The following is a 16879-nucleotide window of genomic DNA, read 5'->3' as shown; positions in this document are numbered from 1 at the left end:
TCCGGCCGGACCAGCACCCACGATCAGTACATCAAATTCCATCGATTCGCGTTCCACGATTGAACTCCTCTTCTGAATCAGTAAATACAGCCAAATCAAGGGGAAAGCTGCATTTGGAAGGCCGCAGAGTATACTGACTGAGGCCGTAAAACACCACCGGTCTACAATGTCTGGTTGTGCAAATGCGAGCTTTGCTGGTCGCTGGCTTGGAATATAATATCGCTTCGCAGTCAACAACTTAGCGTGTTTTCTTTGATTTTTCAGCCCGCGACGAAAAAATGCCGTAGATACCCCCCGAATAAAGGTTATAAATCCGCTAAATGCGTCGCGTTTATTGACCTTGACTGTCAGAAACGTCAAGATACCTCCCGATTTTTACACCGGTGCCAGGGTTCCACCAGCTGGTCATGGCATCACTTTCTCACCTTAGATGAACAGAAAATGGGGAATCCATGAAGGTTCTTGTTGCTGTCAAACGTGTCGTTGATTACAACGTCAAGGTTAGACCCAAGTCCGATGGCTCTGGTCCAGACCTGAACAACGTTAAAATGTCCATTAACCCGTTCTGCGAGATTGCGGTCGAAGAAGCCGTTCGCCTGAAAGAAAAGGGTATTGCCACGGAAGTGGTTGCCGTTTCTCTGGGCGCGAAGAACTGCCAGGAACAGATTCGCACAGCGCTGGCGCTGGGCGCAGATCGCGGTATTCTGGTTGAGTCCGACGAAGACCTGCAGCCTTTGGCAATTGCCAAACTGCTCAAAGCTGTTGTCGACAAAGAAGAGCCGCAGCTGGTTATTCTGGGCAAACAGTCAATCGACGGTGACAACAACCAGACTGGCCAGATGCTGGCTGCGCTGGCCGGTATGGGTCAGGGCACCTTTGCCTCTGAAGTGGCGATCGATGGCGACTCCGTAAGCGTTACCCGTGAAATCGATGGCGGCTTGCAGACTGTTAAATTGAGCCTGCCAGCAGTTGTTACCACAGACCTGCGTTTGAACGAACCGCGTTACGCTTCTCTGCCCAACATCATGAAAGCCAAGAAAAAGCCGCTTGATACTCTCACGCCGGCTGACCTGGGCGTTGATGTGGCTCCCCGTGTGAAAACCCTGAAAGTTGAGCCGCCGGCCGAGCGCCAGGCTGGTATCAAGGTTGAGACCGTGGCTGAGCTGGTAGACAAACTGAAGAACGAAGCGAAGGTGATCTCATGAGTATTCTGGTAGTTGCTGAACACGACAATGCAGAAATCAAGGGCGCCACGCTGAGCACTGTTGCTGCGGCGAAAGCTATCGGTGGAGATATTGCCGTACTGGTTGCCGGTGAAGGTTGCGGCGCCGCAGGCGATGCTGCTGCCAAGATTGACGGTGTTGCCAAAGTACTGGTTGCCGACAATGCAGCATACGGACACCAGCTGGCAGAAAATCTGGGCGATCTGGTCGCCGAGCTGGGCAAAGACTACAGCCACGTTCTGGCACCAGCGACCACCACAGGCAAGAACTTCATGCCGCGTGTGGCAGCGTTGCTGGATGTAGCTCAGATTTCTGAAATTATCGCTGTTGAAGACGCAGATACATTCAAGCGTCCAATTTACGCTGGTAACGTTATCGCCACTGTGCAATCTGCAGACGCTATCAAAGTGATCACTGTGCGTACCACGGCCTTTGATGCGGTTGCCGCAGAAGGTGGTTCGGCAGCGGTAGAGGCTGTTGATGTTGCGAAAGACGCTGGCAAATCAGAGTTTGTGAAGGAAGAGATTGCGGAAAGCGATCGTCCTGACCTGACTGCAGCCAGCATCGTTGTTTCTGGCGGTCGCGGCATGCAAAACGGTGACAACTTCGAAATGCTGTACAAAGTTGCCGACAAGCTGGGTGCTGCCGTAGGTGCTTCGCGCGCTGCGGTTGACGCCGGCTTCGTACCTAACGATATGCAGGTTGGTCAAACGGGTAAAATCGTTGCCCCTGATCTGTACATCGCGGTAGGTATTTCTGGCGCAATTCAGCATTTGGCTGGCATGAAAGACAGTAAAGTCATTGTTGCGATCAACAAAGACGAAGACGCTCCCATCTTTCAGGTGGCAGACTACGGTCTGGTTGCGGATCTGTTTGAAGCAGTACCCGAGCTTGACGCTGCCCTATAAACAGCGACCTGTCTCACAAAAACCCGGCCTAGTGCCGGGTTTTTTTATGGTAGGATTTTTACTTATGCTGATTGCTGGAGAATTAAAATGAAAAAACGCCTGCTTCCCTTGCTGCTCGTCAGTTGCACCGCCGCGGCTGACCTGACCTTGGATAACAGTGTTTCGCAACTCAATTTTGGCAGTATCAAAAACGAGAGCGTGGCGGAATTGCACCGTTTTACCACCCTTGGCGGCATTGTCGACAAGGCCGGAAAAGCAGAAATAACGGTCGAGCTGGGCAGCGTCGATACCCGTATTGATATTCGCGACAAGCGCATGAAGGAGCATCTATTTGAGGTGACGTCCTTCCCGAAAGCAACCTATACCACTAGCGTTGACCTGGATGCGATCAATGATATGGCGGTGGGTGATATTCAGCAGCGGCGCCTTAAGGGTGAGCTTGATCTGCACGGCAAAAAGGCGGGGCTGGAATTGCTGGTAAGGATAGTGAAGGGTACAGGAGGCGCTTTCACTGTTTACACGGTCGAGCCCGCCTTTATTCGGGTGGCTGATTTTGGTCTTGGCGCGGGCGTGGACAAACTGCAGGAAATTGCCGGGTTGAAATCGATAACACGGGCAGTGCCAGTGACGTTCTCGGTGGTATTCCGAGAGCAGGGTGGCGACGATGATAAGCCGAAGGATGGCGATTCACCATTGAAGAAAGTGCTGCCGTTCTAGCGGCGGCCGTCAGTCCCGGCGCAGTTTGTCAGAAATGGCGATCGGCGTCGGGTAGTTCAGGATAACGATGTAGGACGATACAACGAAGGTGATGATCGTGGTGGCCTGGATCAGGTGAGACGCCTCCCGCCCAATGATAGAGGCCCCTGCAGCCATGTAGGCAATCAATAGCGAAAACTCGCTGACCTGTCCTAGTCGAAACCCCAGATCCCATGCCAGCGTGTTGCGCTCACTCAGCCCGTGCAACAAATAGCGGAATGTCACTGGCTTCATGCAGAGCATCACCGTTGCCAGTACTAGCGCCGCTGCCAGCACTTCGCGGATCAAGCTCAAATCAAAGCGCGCGCCTAGGGAAAAGAAAAACAGTATCAGGAAAAAGTCACGCAGCGGTTTCAGGTTCACCGCAATGTATTGAGAAATCGGGCTGGTTGCCAGGCTGATGCCAGCCAAAAACGCCCCAATTTCTGCAGACAGTCCCAACGCATGGCCGGCCTCGGCCAAGCCGAGACACCAGCCCAGCGCCACCAGAAAGATGTACTCGTGAAATCGGTCAAAGCGACGTAGGAGTGGTAGTACGACCCACCGAACAGCGCCGAAAGCAAAGGCTATTAACAGTGGTAGTGACAGCAGCGTCAGGCTGAAGTCAGCGACATTGAACTCGCCCAGGCTCAGGGCCATCAATAGCAGTAAGACGAAAATCGCGATCAGATCCTGCAGCAATAGCAGGCCAATCATCAACTCGCCGGTGTGCTTGTGGTGCAGTACGGTGGTAGGCAGCAGCTTGATACCAATGATAGTACTGGAAAACATCATGGCAGCGCCTATGACCAGGCACTCCATAAACGTAAAATCGAACGCATAGGCAATACTGAACCCGGTGGCGGCAAACAGAAGAGAGGACAGCAGAGCAACCACGGTAGATTTCTGGATGGTGTCTATCAGTGCGCGTGGCTGCATGTCGAGCCCGAGCAGGAACAGCAGGAACAGAATGCCAACATCGGCAATATCGGCAAGCAATTTCAGGTCTGTGACCCACTCCATGCCGTAGGGGCCGATCAGTGCGCCAAGAACGATATAAGCAATAATCAGGGGTTGGCGGGTGTAGAGTGCAAGTGACGCGACTACTGCAGCGCCGGCGAAGATCAGGAAAAACGATGTGGTAATGCCGCTCACCGGGTAAACCCCGAGGTCGCGCACCGTGTTATATGAAGCCGCGCCATCAAATATTGTCCCCAAAAAAACAACACTTTGGATGATACGGCAATTGCCGGGGCAGCGCAGCCCTGACTGGGGAGGAATGCGGGCGCGTCTACTATGCAGTAGAAACCGCACCCGATACAGGAGGTGTTAGCTGCGAGCGCGAAACAACGGCTGGGGGTTGTCTATCGACGTTTGGTAATGCACTGAAAAGTCTTTCAGGCTTTTGAGGGCGGCATCGACATCAGTGTTTTGCAGGGCAAAACTGTTAAAACCGCAGCGTCCAAGGTAGGCCAGTTGGTCGCGCATAAAGTTACCAATAGCCCGCAGTTCGCCAGTAAAGCCGTGCTGTTCGCGCAGCTCGCGGCCATAGCTGAAACCGCGGCCATCACCAAAAGCCGGAAAATCGACGGCAATCAATTCAAAGTGACCAATGGTGTCGCCGAGTATTTTGGGCGACTGGTCACTCGCAAGCCACACTGCGACGTCGCCGCGCGCGTCTAGAGAGCTTTTGTTGTCGAGCCAGTACTGGGCAGGAACAATAATTTTGCCCTGGGGCAGATCTTCGCTGGTGTCCCGGATAACTTGCCAGTCATCGGCTACCACGGCGCCGTCCTTGATGATCTTGATGTCAGGCATATACACGCTCCTTGAATGGCTCAATCCCTATACGGCGGTAGGTGTCCAGGAAGCGCTCTTCCTCGGTTCGGTTGGCAACATAGGTTTCCAGCAGTTTGCTGATTACTTCGGGTACTTCGTCCTGAGCAAAGGAGGGGCCCAGAATCTTGCCTATCGCGGCATCATTGCTCTGGCTTCCGCCAAGCGATACCTGATAAAACTCCTGACCTTTTTTGTCCACCCCAAGAATGCCTATATGGCCGATATGGTGGTGGCCACAGGCGTTCATGCAGCCGGAAATGTTGAGCTCAATTTCGCCGAGGTCGTAAAGGTAATCCAAGTCGTCAAAGCGGCGTTGAATGGCTTCGGCCACGGGAATTGACTTGGCGTTCGCCAGCGCGCAGTAATCGCCGCCGGGGCAGCAGATCATATCATTGAGCGTGCCAATAACCGGCGTAGCAAGTCTCAGGGCATCCAGTTTTTGCCACACCGCAAACAGGTCGGTCTTGCGAATATCGGGCAATACCAGGTTCTGTTCGTGGGTGCTGCGCAATTCACCAAAACCGTATTGCTCGCTCAGTTCGGCAACGGCCTCCATCTGTTCAGCGGTAATGTCTCCTGGGGCAAAGCCAGTTTCTTTAAGTGACACATTAACAATGGCGTAGCCAGGCTGTTTGTGGGCAACCACATTGTGGCTCAGCCATGCCGCAAAGCGTGGATCAGTCAGTCGCTGGTCGTCGAGCGCCGATTGTGCAGCGGCGGCATCAATTGCCTCGTAGGCCGGCGGTTGGAAAAAGGTAAAAGCATGGTCGATGGCTTCTTGGGTCAAGGTCATTGGGCCATCCTTGATGTGTGCCCATTCTTCCTCAACCTTTTGTTTGAACGCTTCAGCGCCCATCGCTTTAACCAGTATTTTGATGCGAGCTTTGTACTTGTTGTCGCGACGACCCAGCTGGTTGTAGACGCGCAATATGGCATCGAGATACGACATGACATGCTCTTTAGGGAGGCAGTCGTGTATCAGTGCGCCAATGACGGGGGTGCGCCCCAGGCCGCCACCAACAAATACCTTGAAGGCCGTTTCGCCTTGGGCGTCCTTGATAATTTCCAGCCCAATGTCATGAAAGGCAACAGCGGCGCGGTCACGCTTAGAGCCGCAGATGGCAATCTTGAATTTACGCGGCAGGAATGCGAATTCGGGATGGAAGGTTGCCCACTGACGCAAAATTTCACACCAGGGGCGGGCGTCTTCAATTTCATCCTGGGCGACACCGGAAAACTGATCAGCTGTGAAGTTGCGAATACAGTTGCCGCTGGTTTGAATGGCGTGCATTTCAACCGTCGCCAGATCCTCGAGAATATCTGGAACTTCTTCCAGTTTCGGCCAGTTCAACTGAATGTTCTGCCGGGTGCTGAAATGCCCGTAGCCCTTGTCATATTTGCGGCTGATTTCAGCCAGCTTGCGCAGCTGGGTGGCATTCAGCGTGCCGTAGGGAATACAGATGCGAAGCATCGGGGCTAGTCGCTGTATATACAGCCCATTCTGCAGGCGCAGCGGCAGGAATTGTTCATCCGTGATTTCGCCAGCCAGATAGCGTTGGGTCTGATCCCTGAATTGGGCGACCCGCTCGTTGATGATCTGACGGTCGTAGTGATCGTATCTGTACATCGTTGTCCCGAAAATATCCCGAAAAATGCGGTGGAGCGGTGTTAGAAGGCGCGCAATTCTACACTAAATGCCTGTGCCAGCGCGAGTTTAGCGACATTGCCGCCAATTCAGGGCGCCATGGTACCCAAGTGCCGGGAAAGGGGGAAAGATTTGTTCCTTATAAGCTTATTAACACAAACAGTAGCGACGAGATAACGTCGCTGTCTGGTAGATAAAAGGCCTTAAGTGGCAGATCAGGCCGCCAGGCGGCCAAGCTGGCGCAATATCACCGACAGGCTCATATAGTCTGCCTGATGACCGCTTTGAACTTCAGTGATCAGATCGCGCAGGTATTCAGTCTGTACACGGTGTTGCTCAATCCACAGATCAATCTGTTCGACAATGGGCTCTTTGAGGGCCAATTCTCCGGATACTTTGGCGCACAGATCGCGGTGCCGCTGATAGAGGTCGTCGCGCAGAGCATTGCGTGCCAGAGCATGCCAGCGGGTTTCTGCCTTCAGGGCGTCAATCTGACGGCGCACCCAGGTGATCTGCAGGCTATCTGCCAGCCTGAAGTAGATTTGGGCCAGGGTGTTGGCGTTACCGCCGGTTTGCTCCTTCAGCCAGGTAATGTCGGGGGCGGCGTAGAGCGCTTTGAGTAGCACGACGGGGCGGGCGATTTTCTCCGGCACGCCCTGCGCAAAAAGCTGGCTCAGTTTTTCTTGCATAAGTGCCAGTTCATGCTGGCACAGGTAACTGTCCATGTTGTCGCGCAGCAGCTCAACCTCGGGGCGGTAGCGCTCAATCAGGCAGCGAATATCGGTAAGGCTCTGTTTGCTGTTCAGTAGCCACAACGTGATGTGTTTTATCAGGCGGCGGATTTCCAGCATCATTCTCAGCTGCGAGGCATCATCGACTTTATTGTCCAGTGTTTCGATAGCGTCCCACAGTTCGCGTACCTGAAACAGGTCTCGCGCTATGGTGTAGGCGCGCGCCATATCTTCAAAGCTGTTGCCGAGCTCGTCATTGAGACGATGCGCAAAGGCATTGCCCATTCGATTAACCAGACTATTGGTTACCACGGTACAGATGATTTCGCGCTTCAGCCGGTGCTTGGGCAGGGCACTGCCATAGTGTTGTCCTAATTGTGGGGGAAAGTAACGTTCGAGCTCCTGTGACAAGTAAGGATCTTCCGGTACGTCGGATTCCAGCAGCAGCTTGTTGATGTGAATTTTCGCCCAGGACATCAGGTTGGCCAGTTCAGGCCGGGTCAGGCCTTCACCTGCGGTGCGTCTAGTCTGCAGTGTTTTTTCATCGGGCAGGTTTTCCAGTTTGCGATCCAGCCCAGCGTCGCGCTCCAGAATGCGGATCAGTTCCGCCTGCTCACCAAGACGCTCCGGCGCCTGGGCAGATAACATGCTGATTGCCTGGGTTTGCAGGTAGTTGTTGCGCAGCACATTGTGTTCTACATCGCGGGTCATCTTGCGCAGCAGGGCATTGCGCTGCTTGGTGTCGAGCTTGCCCTCGGCGATCAGCTGATTTAGGAGAATTTTGATATTAACCTCGTTATCGGAGGAATCGACACCGGCTGAATTGTCGATAAAATCGGAGTTGCAGCGACCGCCATTGCGACAAAACTCAATGCGCCCGGCCTGCGTCAAGCCAAGATTGCCACCTTCACCGACAACAGCGCAGCGCAGCTCATTGCCGTTGACGCGAATGGCATCGTTGGCGCGGTCGCCTACCTGCTGATGGGTCTCGTTTTCGGCCTTTACATAGGTGCCGATACCACCGTTCCAGAGCAGATCGACGGGAGCTTTCAACAAGGCGTGGATCAGCTCATCAGGGGTGTAATCACGCGGTTCCAGTGCCAGCGCTTCGCAGGCTTCCCTGCTGGGGGTGACTCGTTTGTCCTTGCGCGAAAAAATGGCCGCGCCTTTCGACAGTACTCGGCCATCGTAATCTTCCCAAGTTGAGCGCGGCAGGGAAAACAGACGTTTGCGTTCTTTCCATGATGTAGATGGGTTGGGGTTGGGATCTATAAAGATATGCAAATGGTTGAACGCGGCTTTCAGGCAGATATGCTTTGACAGCAGCATGCCATTGCCAAACACATCCCCAGCCATATCGCCTATACCCACAACGCTGAAACTTTCCCGTTGGATATCGCGTCCCATTTCGCGAAAATGACGTTTCACCGCCTCCCAGCCCCCTTTGGCTGTGATGCCCATTTTCTTGTGGTCGTAGCCGTTAGACCCGCCTGAGGCAAAGGCATCGCCTATCCAGAAATTGAATTCCTCCGAGATGCTGTTGGCAATGTCTGAAAACGCTGCGGTGCCTTTGTCTGCTGCGACAACCAGATAGGGGTCGTCATCATCGTGGTAGACCAGTTTAGAGGGGCGGGATATCCGGTTTTTCACCAGATTGTCCGTAATGCTGAGCATGCCTCGAATAAAGGCTTTGTAACAGGCGATCACTTCCTCTTGAATCGCGTTGCGATCTCCATTGACTGGCAATTGACGACAGACAAATCCCCCTTTTGCGCCTACCGGGACAATCACGGCGTTTTTTACCATCTGGGATTTCACCAAACCGAGCACTTCCGTGCGGAAGTCTTCGGGGCGATCCGACCAGCGCAGGCCACCTCTGGCGACCTTGTCTCCGCGCAGATGCACAGCTTCAAATTGAGGAGAGTGCACCCATATTTCGTAGCGCGGTCTTGGTTCTGGCGCATCGGGAATCTGTCTCGGAGACAGCTTCAGAACATAAACCGGGTTGCGAGGCTCCAGGTAGTAGTTAGTGCGCATTGTGGCCAGAAGACAGTGCTTGAGTGAGCGGAATAAACGATCTGCATCCAGGCTCTGCACGTCTTCCAGCGCAAAGTCCATCTGCTCGATCAGCTTTTGGCAGCGTTGTTCACGCTCTTTGACTGCGGGGTCGAAGCGGGAGTGAAACAGATCGATCAACAGTCGCGACAGGCTGCCGTGCTCTACCAAAAGTCGACTGAGATACTGCTGTTCGAAATTGTTACCCAGCTGTTTCAGGTATCGGCAGTAGGTGCGCAGCAGGCCCGCTTCGCGCCAGTTCACATCGGCGCTGATTAATAGTCGATTGAAATCGTCGTCGTCGCACAGGCCTTCATAGATGGCAACAAACGCCTGCTCGAACTGCGTGGCGTCATGCCAGAACAGCTGGTTCACATTCACCGCCACTTCGGCGCGGAAATCCTGCACCCAATAGCGTGTGCCATCACTTGCCTGAATTGGATAGAGATCTTCCAGCAGCAGACGCAAGCCCAGATTGTTTAGCCTTGGTTGAATGTCTGATAGTGGCAGGGGATGGGTTTTGAAATAGCACCGTAGCTCTACCCGGTTTTCTAGACGGGAAATATCGCGATGAAGACGTACCGATACCGGTGATTCTGAGTGATGCAGGCGCTCCAGATGTTCAATGTCGGTCAGCGCTTTGGCAACGTCCGTTTTGGCCATATAGGACGGGCTGAAACCCTCGTGATAGTAGCGATAGATCGATACTGCCTCTTTGCGAGAGTATTTCTCCAGCAGTTGGCTTTTCAGTTTACTATGCCAGCTTTCTGTTATGCCGCTGATGAGTTCTTCCAGCGCCTTTCCGTCTACCCGTTGCGGTGATTCTGGTTGCATCCTGACGATTAAATGCAGGCGAGCCATCCGTGAGTCGGTGAAGTAAATATTGAATTCGCAGCTTGCGGCGTTAAGCACGGTAGAGACGACATTTTGTATTTTTTCGCGCACGGCCTGACTGTAATATTCGCGCGGAATATAAACCAGAATCGAATAGTAGCGATGGAAGGGGTCGGAGCGGCTGAACACCCGTACGCGATTGTGTTCTTCAATGGCGAGAATTCCCATCGACATGGAGAACAGGCTGCGGGTGCTGCTCTGGAACAGTTCGTCGCGGGGGAAGGTTTCCAGTATCTGAAGCAGCATTTTGGCGTTGTGGCTGCCTCTGGGGAAATGTGCTTTTGCCATGACCGCTTCAATGCGGTCTTTGAGCAAGGGAATGTCGAGCGCCCGGCTGTTGTAGGCCGCGCGTGTCATCAGACCGTAGAATCGATGCTCGCCTTTGAGTTTTCCTTTTTCGTCGAAATCCTTGATCGCGATATAGTCCATCGGTACAAAGCGACGTACCGGAGACAGTTCAGTCGATTTGGTAATGGTTAAGATGCGTTCGCTGGCCAGGTAGCGCTCCAGCGTGCGCTGGCGTTCTTCCGGGTCTGCGATATGCTCCCACGGAGCTGCGTCCAGTGGTAGGCCGAGTCTGCTTCCGGGATCGACATTGAGGGTTGGTCGGCTGCCGCTGCGCAGCGATAAATGCACGTAGGCGATAAAAGTAAGGTTGTTGCCGGCAATCCACTGCAGAAAATTGCTGACCTGGCGCCGGGCTCGCGGCGCCAGTGGAGCCTTGGTCGCGTTGTAATGCGTCTGTAGCTCGAGGGCTTTGTCGCACATTGCCTGCCAGTCCGCCACCACCACTTTGATATTTGCCAGGGTTTCCTTTACGCGTGCTTTCAGTTTGCTCGCAGGAAGGGCGTTGGCACCGGGTTCCAGCTCGTAGCGTACGAAGGATTCGGCCTGATAGTCGGTAGTTTCCTGATCTTTCTTATCGAGGGCGGTAATGTCCTGCAGTTGTCCCCGCCCGTTGCGCTTCACCCAGAGAATGGGGTGGTTTGACTGCAGGGGGATATAACCGCTGTCGTAGACCAGATTAGACAGGGAGTCGAAAATAAATGGGCGATCTTCGGCCACCATCTCAAAGAGCAGAATGCCTCTTTCGGGGTCTTCCCTGATATCGAGTTTGAGGGCGTCACCGCGACGGGTGGCGGCCAGTGCCAGATGGCGCCGGGTGATGTCGAGCAAATCCTTTGCGGCGCGCTGCCGAAATTCCTCGCGGTCAATGATGTCCCAGTAGCGCTCGGCTATATTGAGTAGCTGTTGTCGTTCTTGTGGGTCGTTCACAGACTGCTTGATCTGGCGATAGAGTCTGTTTAGTTTTGATTTCATTGCGAGCCCAGAAAAGTCGTTGACTTACTTGAGCTTAGTCAATGTCTACGCTATTTCAACCCGCGGGTGAAATGCTGCCGAACACGCGCTTTTCAGCGTGTCCGGCGCACTGGATTTCACGCGGTTTCGGGGTCGAATGTGATGGGCATTGTTTTCATGCTGTTCAGGAAGGCGGAGCGCATGTAATTGGGTTTCTCTGCAAATCTAGGGTTGCGCAGCCGTGGGATGATTTCCTCAAACATCACCCGCAATTCCAGACGGGCCAGGTGAGAGCCCAGGCAAAAGTGCTCGCCAATACCGAACGAGCGATGCTCTTTGGCGTTGTCACGGTGGATATCGAATACATCCGGGCTGTTGAAGTAGTCTTCATCTCGGTTTGCCGAGGTGTAGTACATGACGACCTTGTCGCCTTTTTTCATCTGCTGGCCACCCAATTCCACATCCGATTTCGTCGTGCGACGAAATTGCATCACTGCAGGTTCATAGCGCAAAAACTCTTCGATGGCGTTGGGAATCAGGGAGGGATTGTCAATCAGCTCCTGATGCTGTTCAGGGTGCTCGATCAGTAGCTTCATACCGTTGGCCGTTACGGTACGGGTCGTTTCGTTCCCCGCGACCAGCAGGAGCAGGAAAAACTGGGCAAATTCGTCGTCGCTGAGCTGTTCGCCGTCCACCGTGCCAGTGACCAGCATATCTATCAGGTTGTTGCCCGGATGTTTGCGATGGTTTTCAAGAATCTTATAGCCGTAGGTGTAGATCTCTGCGGCCGCCATCATGCCCTCGTCGGCGGTTGTGGATAGATCCGGGTCGTCGGCGCCGATCATGATGTTGGTGTTGTGGAATATCATGTGACGATCGTCGTGGGCGACACCCATTAACTCGCAAATGACCTGGAGTGGCAGCTCTGCAGCCACTTCTGACACAAACTCGCATTCGCCGCGCTGGGCTACGGCGTCAACTATGGTTTTGGCCATGTCGCGAATATGGGTCAATTTCTCTTCTACTACTTTGGGAATGAAGGCCTTATTGACGATGCGTCGATACTTCAAGTGGTCTGGTGGGTCCATGTTCAGCATCATGATACGTTGCATGGCAACTTCTTCCTCGGACATTTCTGTTGCCAGCGCAGTGCGTTCTGCCGACGAGAAAATCTCCGGATGCTTGGAAATATACTGGAGATCATCGTATTTGGTGACCACCCAGTAGCCGACCCCTGTAAGGGGATCATCCTGCCAATAAACCGGTCGCTCTTTGCGCAGTTGGGCGAAATGATCGTGCGGAATGCCATCCCGGTAGACGTCGGGATTGAGTAGGTTGAGATGAGGGCAGCTCATGATGTGGCTCCAGATATGCGCTGATTATTATTGCCCTGATATTGACTAATAGTTATTAGTTTTGCAATCGGGGGCCGCCGGCAATTTTTCGCGCGCGGTCTAGCGAGTTAGTCCAGGAACTGCTTTGGTTTGCAGGCAGTCATCACCACTCGCCGATGTTGGGTGCAGAAGCCCAGGGCTCTTGGGGCGGCAGGGCGTCGCCTTTTTGTAGTAGCTCTACGGAGATATCGTCGGGCGAGCGAACAAAGGCCATATGGCCATCACGGGGAGGGCGGTTAATGGTAACGCCACCGTCCTGGAGTTTCTGGCAGGTGTCGTAGATGTTGTCTACGGCAAATGCCAGGTGGCCAAAGTTACGTCCGCCACTGTAACTTTCGGGCTGCCAATTGTAGGTCAGCTCGATAGTGGGTCGTTTTTCGTCCTGGGCCTGGGCCTCATCGTCAGGCGCTGCCAGGAAGATCAGAGTGAACTGTCCCTTTTCGCTGTCGTAACGGGAGATTTCCTTCATACCAAGCAGATTGCAGTAAAAATGCAGGCTGGCATCAATGTCGCTGATGCGCACCATGGTGTGGAGATACTTCATGAATAGGTCTCTTCGGGGTTGTCGGTGGTAGTGCTAAGCGAAAAGTGTGGGCCGGGAACTGCTGAATTCCCAGCCGGTGCTTTGTCAAAATTACCTTGATCAAGCAGGATCGGCGAGCCGCAGTAATTGCTTGCCTGTATTTTTGCCTTCGAACAGACGGGCAAGCGTGGCGGGTATGTTTTCAAAGCCCTCCTGAATATCTTCGCGGGTCTTGATTTTTCCCTCCATGACCCAGCCACCAAACTCGTTCTGGAAGCGTTCAAGCTGATCCAGATAATCCAGCATGATAAAGCCCTGCATACGAATTCGGCGAGCAATCAGCGTCATCAGATTTCGCGGTCCGGGCGCTGGGGTTGCATCGTTATAGCCTGCAATCGCGCCACAGAGCACAATGCTGCTGTGATCCGCCATCTGATCAATGGCAGCTTCGAGTATCGAGCCGCCGACATTGTCAAAAAACAGGTTGATACTCATCGGGGCGATATCAGCCAGTACCGCGCCCACGTCGTCTGCGCGATAATCAATGGTCTCGTCGACGCCACATTCGGCTTTTAGCCAATCGCATTTTTCCCGGCCGCCGGCGATACCAATAACGCGACAGCCCTTGAGTTTGGCTATTTGGCAGACGACGGAGCCTGTTGCTCCTGCTGCGCCTGAAACCAGCACAGTGTCACCTGCCTTGGGTTGGCCCACGTCGAGCAAGCCAAAATAGGCCGTCATGCTGGTGCCGCCAAAGGCCGACAGTGCCATTGCGGGTGGTGTGCCATCGGGCAGCCGGTTCAGGCTGGTCGCCTCGTTGGCATCTACGCAGAGGTATTCCTGCCAGTTGAGGAAGCCCATTACCAGTGAGCCTGTTGGCAAGTCATCGCGTTGCGAGGCAACAACCTGACCAATGCCTGAGGCCCGCATCGGGCTGCCAATTTCAACTGGAGGCAGATAGCTGGGTTTGTCGTCCATCCAGCCGCGCATGGCTGGGTCAAAACTCAAGTAGAGGGTTTTGATCAAAACCTCGCCGGCGGCGAGATCGGGCTCAGTTAGCGGTGCTTCGTGATAGGTAAATGTGTCGGTGTCCACAAAACCCTGGGGTCTTTGGTTGAAAATCCACTGACGGTTTATTTCGCTCATGGCATTTATTCCGTATGCTTTTCTAAAGCCGGAAACACTATCACGGTAAAAATTTTAATAACATGACTGTTGGTTTAGCTGGCAATATCTGAATACCGCAGTCGTAAAAGGAGTTGTGTGATGGGGCCGCTAGTGGGCTTACGGATAATTGAAGTTGCGGGGATCGGACCGGGACCATTTGCAGCTATGCTGCTCGCCGACATGGGGGCTGATGTTATTCGCATCGAGCGGCCGGGCGGATCGATGTTCGCCAATCAGACGGAATTGGATTTCCTCAATCGCGGCAAGCGCTGTATTTGTATTGATCTCAAGAAAGAAGGTGGCGTCGCACTGGTGCAGCAGCTGATTGCGAGTGCGGATGGTTTCATCGAAGGCTTTCGGCCCGGAGTGCTGGAAAAGTATACGCTCGGCCCTGACGATTGCCTGCGGGCTAACCCACGCTTGGTCTACGGTCGAATGACGGGTTTTGGGCAGGATGGCCCGCTGTCGAATCGAGCCGGCCACGATATCAATTACATTGCGATTGCCGGCGCTCTTCACCCCATGGGGCGGGCGGGAGAAAAGCCGGCAATTCCGCTGAATCTGGTGGGTGATTTTGGTGGCGGCGGCATGTTACTGGCCTTCGGGATGGTCTGTGCGCTACTTGAAGCTAAGGGGAGTGGTAAAGGGCAGGTGGTGGATGCGGCGATGGTTGATGGTGCCTCGCTGCTGATGACCTCGCTATTCTCAGCCTGGCAAACCGGATACTGGGGTGAACGCGGCACCAACATGATTGACGGCGGCGCGCCCTTTTATGAGGTTTACCAAACCCGTGACGGTGGCTTTATGGCTGTTGGGGCGCTTGAGTCACAGTTTTATCAGGTCTTTGTGGAGCGCCTCGGGTTGGCGGACGAATTGCCTAACCAGTATGACATGGCGCAGTGGCCGGCGATGAAGGAGCGGATCGCAGAAGCATTTCTGCAGCACGACAGAGATCATTGGGAGGCTCATTTTGCCGATTGTGATGCTTGCGTAACACCGGTGTTGAGCATGGATGAAGTCAAGGATCACCCGCATAATCGGGCGCGGAATTCGATTGTTGTGAAGGACGGGGTGTGGCAGCCACGCACAGCGCCGCGTTTCAGTCGTACCGACGGGGGTGAACCCGCTTCAGCGGTGCCGAGCGGGCACGATACCATGGCCATTCTTGCGGAGCTGGGTGTAGCCGATGAGTACCAGCGTGAACTGCTGGCCAACGGCGTTGTTATGGGCGAATGAAGACCGCGCTCAGTTTTCAAATACGCTAAACAGGTAGGCCGTGTCGAAGTATTCCCATACTTCGATAATTTTGCCGTCAGCAAAGCGGAACAGGCTCTGATAATCGTTGTAGTAATCCCGTCCATTCACTGCTTTGGCTTCCAGGCTGAAGTGCATGTGCACACGGTCTTCTTCGGCGGTCAGCGCGTGGTAATGAAACTTCATCGTGCCCGGCTGGTAAAAAGTATCCACGTCGCCGCCAAACATTGCCATCACGGCGTCAATGCCATAGTGGTCGCTCCCACTGGAGGCCGCAGCGGTTGATTTTGGAAAGTGCCAGGCGATATCAGGGTGAAAAAAGCGGCGTATATCAACGTCTTCGCCCTGCAAGCGGCGGGCTAGCGCGCTCTGAAAGTCTGTCAGTAACTGTTTGTTGGCTTTGCTGCTGTGTTGCGTCATGTGGAAGGTGCAGTCCATTATTATCGTGTTTTGAAAAGAGAGCTGGCGGCAGTATAGCACCAGCCAAAAGGGGGCGGCTTGAAGGAATTGCTGATCGTATTTCATACCCAGTCGGGCAGTGCGCAATGCTTGGCGGAGGCCGCTGCGCGGGCCGCCAGCGAAGAAGCTGAAGTGCACGTGACATTGAAACGTGCCATGGCCGCCGGCAGCGATGACCTGAAACGGTGTGATGGTGTGTTATTCGTTACACCGGAAAACTTTGGTTATCTCTCCGGGGGCATGAAGGATTTCTTTGATCGCACCTTTTACCCCTGTGAGCCCGGTACCCTGGCTCGCCCCTATATGCTGATAGTGAGTTGCGGCAATGATGGCAGCGGGGCGGTTCGCCAGCTCGAGCGGATAGTGAAGGGTTATCCCTTATCACCGGTGGCGGAGCCACTGATCGTGCGAGGACCACCGCAGGCAGAGGATTTGGAGCGGGCGGAAGAGTTGGGGCTAAGTTTTGCGGCAGGTCTCGGAATGGGCATCTTCTAATTCCATTGGTGATTTAAGGGGTTGACTTAAATTCGGTGTTAGCGCTTGAATTGGCATGGAAAACAGGCCATTATCTGAGATTATGTTATCGCCGTTTACATTTGGTATGCGCAGGTGTGCGCGGCAGTTTAGTGAAATAATAATAAGGAACGATCGATGCTCGACGCGTTACGGCATGGCTTTTCCGTTATTCGTACTCCTCTCGTATTTTGTTTGGCCGCAGGTGTTAGTGCTGCCAGTTTTGGTGCGGCAGTTTTG

At 53.8% G+C, this 16879-nt stretch carries 14 protein-coding genes; 5 read left to right on the top strand and 9 right to left on the bottom strand.

What is annotated here, in order from left to right:
* Positions 1 to 360 (bottom strand): hypothetical protein (locus ABYP39_RS10885; RefSeq protein ID WP_372782510.1); only part of this gene is annotated, 360 nt, incomplete at its 3' end.
* 92 nt (positions 361 to 452) lie between these two features.
* On the opposite strand from ABYP39_RS10885, the gene ABYP39_RS10880 reads away from it, so the two are divergent.
* The 3 genes from ABYP39_RS10880 to ABYP39_RS10870 all read left to right on the top strand — a co-directional run bounded on the left by ABYP39_RS10880 (position 453) and on the right by ABYP39_RS10870 (position 2848).
* Positions 453 to 1205: an electron transfer flavoprotein subunit beta/FixA family protein gene (locus tag ABYP39_RS10880; RefSeq protein WP_372759604.1), complete on the top strand. Its 753-nt coding sequence runs from the start codon at positions 453 to 455 to the stop codon at positions 1203 to 1205.
* Positions 1202 to 2131 (top strand): electron transfer flavoprotein subunit alpha/FixB family protein, encoded by a 930-nt coding sequence (locus ABYP39_RS10875; RefSeq protein WP_372764786.1) that lies wholly within the window; start codon positions 1202 to 1204, stop codon positions 2129 to 2131. The genes ABYP39_RS10880 and ABYP39_RS10875 overlap by 4 nt, the downstream gene beginning before the upstream one ends.
* A gap of 87 nt (positions 2132 to 2218) precedes the next feature.
* Positions 2219 to 2848 carry a YceI family protein gene (locus tag ABYP39_RS10870; protein WP_372782508.1) on the top strand — a complete coding sequence of 210 codons (630 nt, stop codon included), beginning with the start codon at positions 2219 to 2221 and terminating at the stop codon, positions 2846 to 2848.
* A gap of 9 nt (positions 2849 to 2857) precedes the next feature.
* Here ABYP39_RS10870 and ABYP39_RS10865 read toward each other — a convergent pair whose 3' ends face one another.
* The 7 genes from ABYP39_RS10865 to ABYP39_RS10835 all read right to left on the bottom strand — a co-directional run bounded on the left by ABYP39_RS10865 (position 2858) and on the right by ABYP39_RS10835 (position 14392).
* Positions 2858 to 4021 (bottom strand): cation:proton antiporter, encoded by a 1164-nt coding sequence (locus ABYP39_RS10865; RefSeq protein WP_372760059.1) that lies wholly within the window; start codon positions 4019 to 4021, stop codon positions 2858 to 2860.
* A 174-nt stretch (positions 4022 to 4195) separates the two neighbouring features.
* The gene (locus ABYP39_RS10860) at positions 4196 to 4684 is read right to left on the bottom strand and encodes a DUF934 domain-containing protein (RefSeq protein ID WP_372750428.1); all 489 of its coding nucleotides are present in this window, start codon (positions 4682 to 4684) and stop codon (positions 4196 to 4198) included.
* Positions 4677 to 6332, bottom strand: coding sequence for a nitrite/sulfite reductase (locus tag ABYP39_RS10855; protein WP_372763642.1), 1656 nt, complete (start codon positions 6330 to 6332; stop codon positions 4677 to 4679). The genes ABYP39_RS10860 and ABYP39_RS10855 overlap by 8 nt, the downstream gene beginning before the upstream one ends.
* Positions 6333 to 6565: 233 nt before the next feature.
* On the bottom strand, positions 6566 to 11350 hold the full coding sequence (locus ABYP39_RS10850) for an NAD-glutamate dehydrogenase (protein WP_372763643.1): 4785 nt from the start codon (positions 11348 to 11350) through the stop codon (positions 6566 to 6568).
* 116 nt (positions 11351 to 11466) lie between these two features.
* A complete protein-coding gene (locus tag ABYP39_RS10845) occupies positions 11467 to 12684 on the bottom strand; it encodes a cytochrome P450 (protein WP_372763644.1) in 1218 nt (405 codons plus the stop codon).
* Positions 12685 to 12826: 142 nt separating this feature from the next.
* Positions 12827 to 13267 carry a lactoylglutathione lyase gene (gene gloA, locus ABYP39_RS10840; RefSeq protein WP_372758743.1) on the bottom strand — a complete coding sequence of 147 codons (441 nt, stop codon included), beginning with the start codon at positions 13265 to 13267 and terminating at the stop codon, positions 12827 to 12829.
* 99 nt (positions 13268 to 13366) lie between these two features.
* Positions 13367 to 14392: an NADP-dependent oxidoreductase gene (locus ABYP39_RS10835; protein ID WP_372782506.1), complete on the bottom strand. Its 1026-nt coding sequence runs from the start codon at positions 14390 to 14392 to the stop codon at positions 13367 to 13369.
* A 120-nt stretch (positions 14393 to 14512) separates the two neighbouring features.
* Here ABYP39_RS10835 and ABYP39_RS10830 point away from each other — a divergent pair, with 120 nt between their 5' ends.
* Positions 14513 to 15649: a CaiB/BaiF CoA transferase family protein gene (locus ABYP39_RS10830; protein ID WP_372782504.1), complete on the top strand. Its 1137-nt coding sequence runs from the start codon at positions 14513 to 14515 to the stop codon at positions 15647 to 15649.
* Positions 15650 to 15658: 9 nt separating this feature from the next.
* Here the strand turns inward: ABYP39_RS10830 and ABYP39_RS10825 are convergent, their stop codons facing one another.
* Complete coding sequence (locus tag ABYP39_RS10825; protein WP_372758744.1) at positions 15659 to 16087, bottom strand: nuclear transport factor 2 family protein; 429 nt, start codon at positions 16085 to 16087, stop codon at positions 15659 to 15661.
* Positions 16088 to 16165: 78 nt separating this feature from the next.
* Between ABYP39_RS10825 and ABYP39_RS10820 the strand changes: the two genes are divergently transcribed.
* Entirely contained in the window at positions 16166 to 16621 is a 456-nt protein-coding gene (locus ABYP39_RS10820) for a flavodoxin family protein (RefSeq protein WP_372749062.1), read from the top strand.
* The last annotated feature ends 258 nt before the right edge of the window (positions 16622 to 16879 follow it).

This window comes from Litorivivens sp., assembly GCF_041625495.1.
GTDB lineage: Bacteria > Pseudomonadota > Gammaproteobacteria > Pseudomonadales > Spongiibacteraceae > Litorivivens.
The sequence above is the reverse complement of the archived record's forward strand: the minus strand, read 5'-3'. Positions and strand labels throughout refer to the sequence as shown.

Bases quoted from the DNA above. Each gene is read 5' to 3' on its own strand.
- ABYP39_RS10880 (WP_372759604.1), top strand. From the start codon at position 453: ATGAAGGTTCTTGTTGCTGTCAAACGTGTCGTTGATTACAACGTCAAG.
- ABYP39_RS10875 (WP_372764786.1), top strand. From the start codon at position 1,202: ATGAGTATTCTGGTAGTTGCTGAACACGACAATGCAGAAATCAAGGGC.
- ABYP39_RS10870 (WP_372782508.1), top strand. From the start codon at position 2,219: ATGAAAAAACGCCTGCTTCCCTTGCTGCTCGTCAGTTGCACCGCCGCG.
- ABYP39_RS10860 (WP_372750428.1), bottom strand. From the start codon at position 4,684: ATGCCTGACATCAAGATCATCAAGGACGGCGCCGTGGTAGCCGATGAC.
- ABYP39_RS10855 (WP_372763642.1), bottom strand. From the start codon at position 6,332: ATGTACAGATACGATCACTACGACCGTCAGATCATCAACGAGCGGGTC.
- ABYP39_RS10850 (WP_372763643.1), bottom strand. From the start codon at position 11,350: ATGAAATCAAAACTAAACAGACTCTATCGCCAGATCAAGCAGTCTGTG.
- ABYP39_RS10845 (WP_372763644.1), bottom strand. From the start codon at position 12,684: ATGAGCTGCCCTCATCTCAACCTACTCAATCCCGACGTCTACCGGGAT.
- gloA (WP_372758743.1), bottom strand. From the start codon at position 13,267: ATGAAGTATCTCCACACCATGGTGCGCATCAGCGACATTGATGCCAGC.
- ABYP39_RS10835 (WP_372782506.1), bottom strand. From the start codon at position 14,392: ATGAGCGAAATAAACCGTCAGTGGATTTTCAACCAAAGACCCCAGGGT.
- ABYP39_RS10830 (WP_372782504.1), top strand. From the start codon at position 14,513: ATGGGGCCGCTAGTGGGCTTACGGATAATTGAAGTTGCGGGGATCGGA.
- ABYP39_RS10825 (WP_372758744.1), bottom strand. From the start codon at position 16,087: ATGACGCAACACAGCAGCAAAGCCAACAAACAGTTACTGACAGACTTT.